The following is a 5,180-nucleotide window of genomic DNA, read 5'->3' as shown; positions in this document are numbered from 1 at the left end:
GATAATATCGACGCAAGGGAAAAACTGATTTTCCACGCGCGCGAACTCTTCACCATTATGGCTTATGACAAGGTCTCTACTCGCCTAGTCGCGCAGAAAGCAGGCGTGAACGTGGCGATGATTCGTTACTACTTTGGCAACAAAGAAGGCTTGTTCGAGACCATGTTGCGCGAAACACTGTCACCGATGCAAAAGCAGATGCAGACGTTGGTATCCAACAGTAACGAGCAAAACTTTCTCGATCTAATGCGCACCTACTACCGCGAAATGATCAAGGTACCACAGTTCCCACGCTTAGTTGCCCAAGTTATGAATATGCCCCCATCGGAAACCCAACGCAAACTGCTCGAAAAAGTCTTCGCAGATATCAGTAAGCCAATGCAAGGCGTGATCTTTGATAAGTTGATCGACAGTGGCGTTTTACGAAAAGACGCCGACCCTCAACTTTGTCGCGTCTCTTACATCAGCTTGATGGTATTTCCTTTTATGGCACCACCAGCACTGCTCGCCATTCATGGCATTGAACTTTCTGAAGCCTTCTTGAACCGATTATTCGAACACAACATACAACTGATGAAACATGGATTTTTAGACTCGGGCGACCAATATGAAGATAAATAAAAAGCTGCTGTTCTTTCCTGCTCTTGCGGTGGGGGTCGTCATTCTGTTTTTGGCGATTAGCCTCAAACCAGATTTGCCCGTAAAACCCGCTGGAGATCGTGCACGGTTGGTCGAGACGATTCCACTTGAGCTCAAAGCCATTGCTCCAGTAGCCATAGGGTTTGGCAAGATCGCCCCAAAAGTGGAATGGAAAGCGATAGCCGAAGTGACGGGGAAAGTGGTCTACCGCCATCCGCAGCTGGAAAAAGGACAAGTGTTGCAAGCAGGGACAGAAATCTTGCGAATCGACCCACTCGATTACGAACTGAAACTGGTTCAAGCTCAAGCCGATCTCAAATCTGCTCAAACCTCTCTGGCTAAGCTGAACCAAGAAGAAGCGAATCTCAAAAGCACACTCAAGATAGAAGCCAACCGTCTGGTTATCGCCAACAAAGAGTTAGACCGTAAACAAAACCTACGTAAAAAAGGCCTAACGTCTCAATCGGATGTAGATCAGCAAGAGCAAAGCGCGCTCTCTCAACGTAAGTTAGTACTGGATATTGAAAATCAAATTGGTTTGATGCCGGATGAGAAACGAGTCGCGGAAGCCCTAGTTAAAGTTAATGCATCAAAAGTGGATGAGGCCGAACGCTCGCTTGATAAAACCATCATCACGCTTCCTTACGATTTGCGTATTGCTGACGTAGAAATTGAGAAAAAGCAAGTGGTTAACCTCCAACAAACCATGGTGACAGGACATGGTATTGATGTCATGGAAGTGGAAGCTCAACTATCCATTCATGACATGCAAACTTTGGCGGCGAGCATCGGTGAGTTTGTCCGCGATGAATCTGGTATTCCACAACCTGATATGAATGCGATTCATGCCAACATTGAACTCAGCAGCGGTAACCTCTCTGCAAGCTGGCCTGCGAAAGTTGCACGCATCAGTGAAACGGTTGATCCAAGCCAAGCGACTGCCGGTGTGATTCTGGAAATTGAACAAGACTACCGTGCATTAAACCCAACGTCTGCGCCTCCATTGGTGAACGGCATGTTTGTGCGTGCCTTGATTGAGGGACAAGAGAACCCGAGTTGGGTCATCCCAGAGCGTGCGCTTCATGGCAATAAGATTTACCTGATGGGCGATGACAATCGTCTGCAAGTCGTCACGGTTGAAGTGTTATATCGTCGCAATAACCAAGTGGTGATCGATGGTGAACTAGAGCAAGGTCAGAAGCTGATCATCAACGATTTGCTGCCTGCGATTAACGGCATGCTATTGAAAGAGTCACCTGAACAGTCAGAAACGGCTATTGAGGAGTCTGATTCATGATCCGATTCTTCGCCAAGCATCCAACAGCAGCCAACTTGCTGATGCTAACGCTGCTGATATTGGGGATTTCTTCACTTTCCACGATTAAGCGTGAAACTTTTCCTGAGTTTGATCCGCCCTACATCCTAGCTGGTGTGGTTTACCCCGGCGCTTCCCCTCAAGAGGTAGAAGAGAGCATCTGTATCCGAATGGAAGATGCTGTCGATGGCCTTGCCAACATTAAAGAAACTCAGTGTGAAGCGATTGAGGGTTCTGCGCGTCTTATCTTAAAACTGAATGAAGAAGCCGACATTGGGCGCATGTTGGTTGATGTTCAAACCCAGATCAACTCGATAAACGACTTCCCACAAGAGATTGAATCTCCTGTGGTCCAAGAGCTCGATTGGAACGAGCCAGTTGTGGATGTCGCGATCACCGCAGATACCACATGGCCAGAGCTAAAAGCGTATGCCGAACAGCTTAAACGCACGTTAAAAATCGATTACGATGTCTCTTTGGTTGAAGTTGCTGGCTTCTCTGACCACCAATACCGAGTAGAGTTAGACACTCAAGCTATCCGACAACTTGGTTTGAGTGTTGGTGATATTGCGGACCAGATTGGTCGTCAAAACGTCAAGTTGCCAAGTGGTAATGTCGAAACGCCAGATAAGAACTTTCTGATCCGCTTTGACGAACGACGCGTGACGCCGGAAGAGCTTGAGACTATCGTCGTGGGCTCTGGTACAAATGGCTCAATCATCCGTCTAAGAGATATTGCGACGATTACCGACCGGTTTGAATTGGACGAACAGAAAGTCCTCTTCGATGGTCACCCTTCTGCCCTACTAAAAGTCAGCAAAAACAAAGAAGATGACGCACTGCGTATCAAGGAACGGGTTGCTCAATTTGTCGAAGAACAACAAGCTATCGCGCCAGACGGTGTGATGCTACAAATGACCAATGACCTTTCATCCGTGCTTTGGGATCGCCTGACCATGATGGTCAAAAACGGTTGGCAAGGTATCATTCTGGTCTTCGCCACCATGTGGTTGTTCTTTAGTTTTCGCTATTCCTTTTGGGTCGCAGCTGGTTTACCCGTTGCCTTCTTAGGTGGGTTATTTTTGATGGCGCAACTTGGCCTGTCCATCAACATCATGTCTTTGGTCGGGTTACTCATGGCCATCGGTATCATGATGGATGATGCCATCGTTATTGCCGAATCGATTGCCGCTCACCTCGACCGAGGAGAAGAGATCGATGATGCCGTTATCAAAGGAGTGAAAAAGGTACTGCCAGGGGTAATTTCTTCCTTCCTAACTACGGTGTGTATTTTTGGTAGCTTGTTATTCCTGCAAGGTGAAATGGGTGCGGTACTTAAAGCAGTTCCTCAAGTTCTGATCCTCGTTTTGAGTTTGAGTTTGGTGGAAGCCTTCTTGATCCTACCTAACCACCTTTCTCATTCGCTACATAAACAAAAGCAAGAGCGAAAAACACCGAAGTTCAAACAAAAGCTGCTCGCTTCTTTTGAAAACTTCCGCAACACCACCTTGGTCAACGCAGTAGATAAAGTGGTCGAGTATCGCTATGCCTTTATGGGTGGCGTGGTTGCCTTGCTTCTTATCTCCGCGGCCACGTTAGTAGGTGGTTTACTCAAGTTCCAACCCTTCCCTGAATTGGATGGCGACATTGCAGAAGCGCGTATTATTCTTCCTCCGGGTTCTTCTCTGTCTCAAACGGAAGCTGTCGTCGATAAGATCGTCGCTTCCGCTCAAAAGCTAGATAAAGAATGGACAGAGAAAGTGGAAGACGGCAATCCATTGGTTCTACACATTACCAGTCAATTCAACGCTAACGCCGACGCGAATGAATCTGGCCCTCACATTGCCACGGTACGTCTGGATTTGCTGGGCGCCGAGAGTCGTAACACACTCATCGATGAATTTATCGACGCATGGCGTGAAGACATTGGTGAACTTGCCGATCCTATCTCGCTGGTATTTAAACAACCGACCATGGGGCCGGGTGGACGAGCGATTGAAATTCGAGCGAAGCATGATGAACTGGATGCGCTCAAAGCCGCCTCTATCGACATTCAACAATACTTAAATGAGTTTGACGGTGTCCATGGCGTGTTGGATGGCATGCGTATGGGTAAAGAAGAAGTCTTGGTAAAACTGCGTCCGGGCGCAGAAGCTTACGGGATTAACGGCCAACTCATCGCCAATCAATTGCGTGCAGCTTTCTTTGGCCAAACCGCAGACGAGATCCAAGTTGGGGTAGAAAACATTTCAATCGAAGTTCGCCTCGATAAAGCACAAGCCGGTGACTTACAGCAATTGGCAAACTTTCCGATTATCTTGTCCGATGGCAGTCAAATCCCCCTCGCAACCATTGCGACTTTGGATTTCCAACGTAATTACGTAAGAATCCAGCGCATTGATGGCTTGAGGACTGTGAGCGTATTCGGCGATATCAACAATACGAAAGCCAACTCAACCGCCATTATTCGTCAGTTCCAACAGGATGAGGCGCCAAAGCTTATGCAAAAGTATCCTGGTCTTCGCTTTGATTTTGAAGGCGAAGCCAAAGATACCGCTGAAACTGGCGCATCAATGGGTAAAGGCTTCTTGCTTGGTTTATTTGGCGTGTTTGCGATTCTGAGTTACCAATTCCGCAGTTATTTGGAACCATTCGTCGTCATGCTTGCGATTCCACTCGCCTTTATTGGCGTGGTATGGGGACACATCCTACTCGGTCACTCATTAAGTATGCCGAGTATGATGGGCTTTGTCTCACTAGCGGGGATTGTGGTGAATGACTCGATTCTGTTAGTTCAGTACATACGCCATCATGTCGATGAAGGGGATAATGTGCACGACTCAGTAGTCAAAGCCAGTCGGGAACGCTTTAGAGCAGTATTCCTGACATCAATGACCACTGCAGCAGGTTTGCTTCCGTTACTGACTGAAACCAGTTTGCAAGCACAGGTTATCCAACCACTGGTTATCTCTATCGTGTTTGGTATTTTCGCATCCACTCTGCTGGTGTTGTTTATGATCCCTGCTGCGTATGCCATTTTAGCTGACTTCGGCCTAGTCCATAAGCACGAAGAAATCTAAAACGACTGATAAGTAAACTTATCAAAATGCACAAGAGCGGCTTAGGTCGCTTTTTGTTCAATACCAATGCGTTAAAAAACACACAATCACTTAACAAACAGAGGGTTATTGTGTCTCATTAAGTGTGAATATGAACAGTTAAGGAT

At 47.1% G+C, this 5,180-nt stretch carries 3 protein-coding genes; all 3 read left to right on the top strand.

Annotation, left to right across the window (positions count from 1 at the left end):
* Positions 1-621 (top strand): TetR/AcrR family transcriptional regulator (locus CAG68_RS19770; RefSeq protein WP_237667904.1); only part of this gene is annotated, 621 nt, incomplete at its 5' end.
* Positions 608-1,936, top strand: a complete 1,329-nt coding sequence (locus CAG68_RS19765; protein WP_025767987.1) for an efflux RND transporter periplasmic adaptor subunit — start codon at positions 608-610, stop codon at positions 1,934-1,936. The genes CAG68_RS19770 and CAG68_RS19765, both read left to right, overlap by 14 nt.
* Entirely contained in the window at positions 1,933-5,034 is a 3,102-nt protein-coding gene (locus tag CAG68_RS19760) for an efflux RND transporter permease subunit (RefSeq protein WP_161441555.1), read from the top strand. Before CAG68_RS19765 ends, CAG68_RS19760 begins: the two co-directional genes overlap by 4 nt.
* The last annotated feature ends 146 nt before the right edge of the window (positions 5,035-5,180 follow it).

It is taken from the genome of Vibrio sp. V42_P2S4T144, from assembly GCF_009904715.1.
Taxonomy (GTDB): Bacteria; Pseudomonadota; Gammaproteobacteria; order Enterobacterales; family Vibrionaceae; genus Vibrio; species Vibrio alginolyticus.
The sequence above is the reverse complement of the archived record's forward strand: the minus strand, read 5'-3'. Positions and strand labels throughout refer to the sequence as shown.

Excerpts from the sequence above, each read along its gene's own strand:
- CAG68_RS19765 (WP_025767987.1), top strand. The coding sequence starts at position 608 with ATGAAGATAAATAAAAAGCTGCTGTTCTTTCCTGCTCTTGCGGTGGGG.
- CAG68_RS19760 (WP_161441555.1), top strand. The coding sequence starts at position 1,933 with ATGATCCGATTCTTCGCCAAGCATCCAACAGCAGCCAACTTGCTGATG.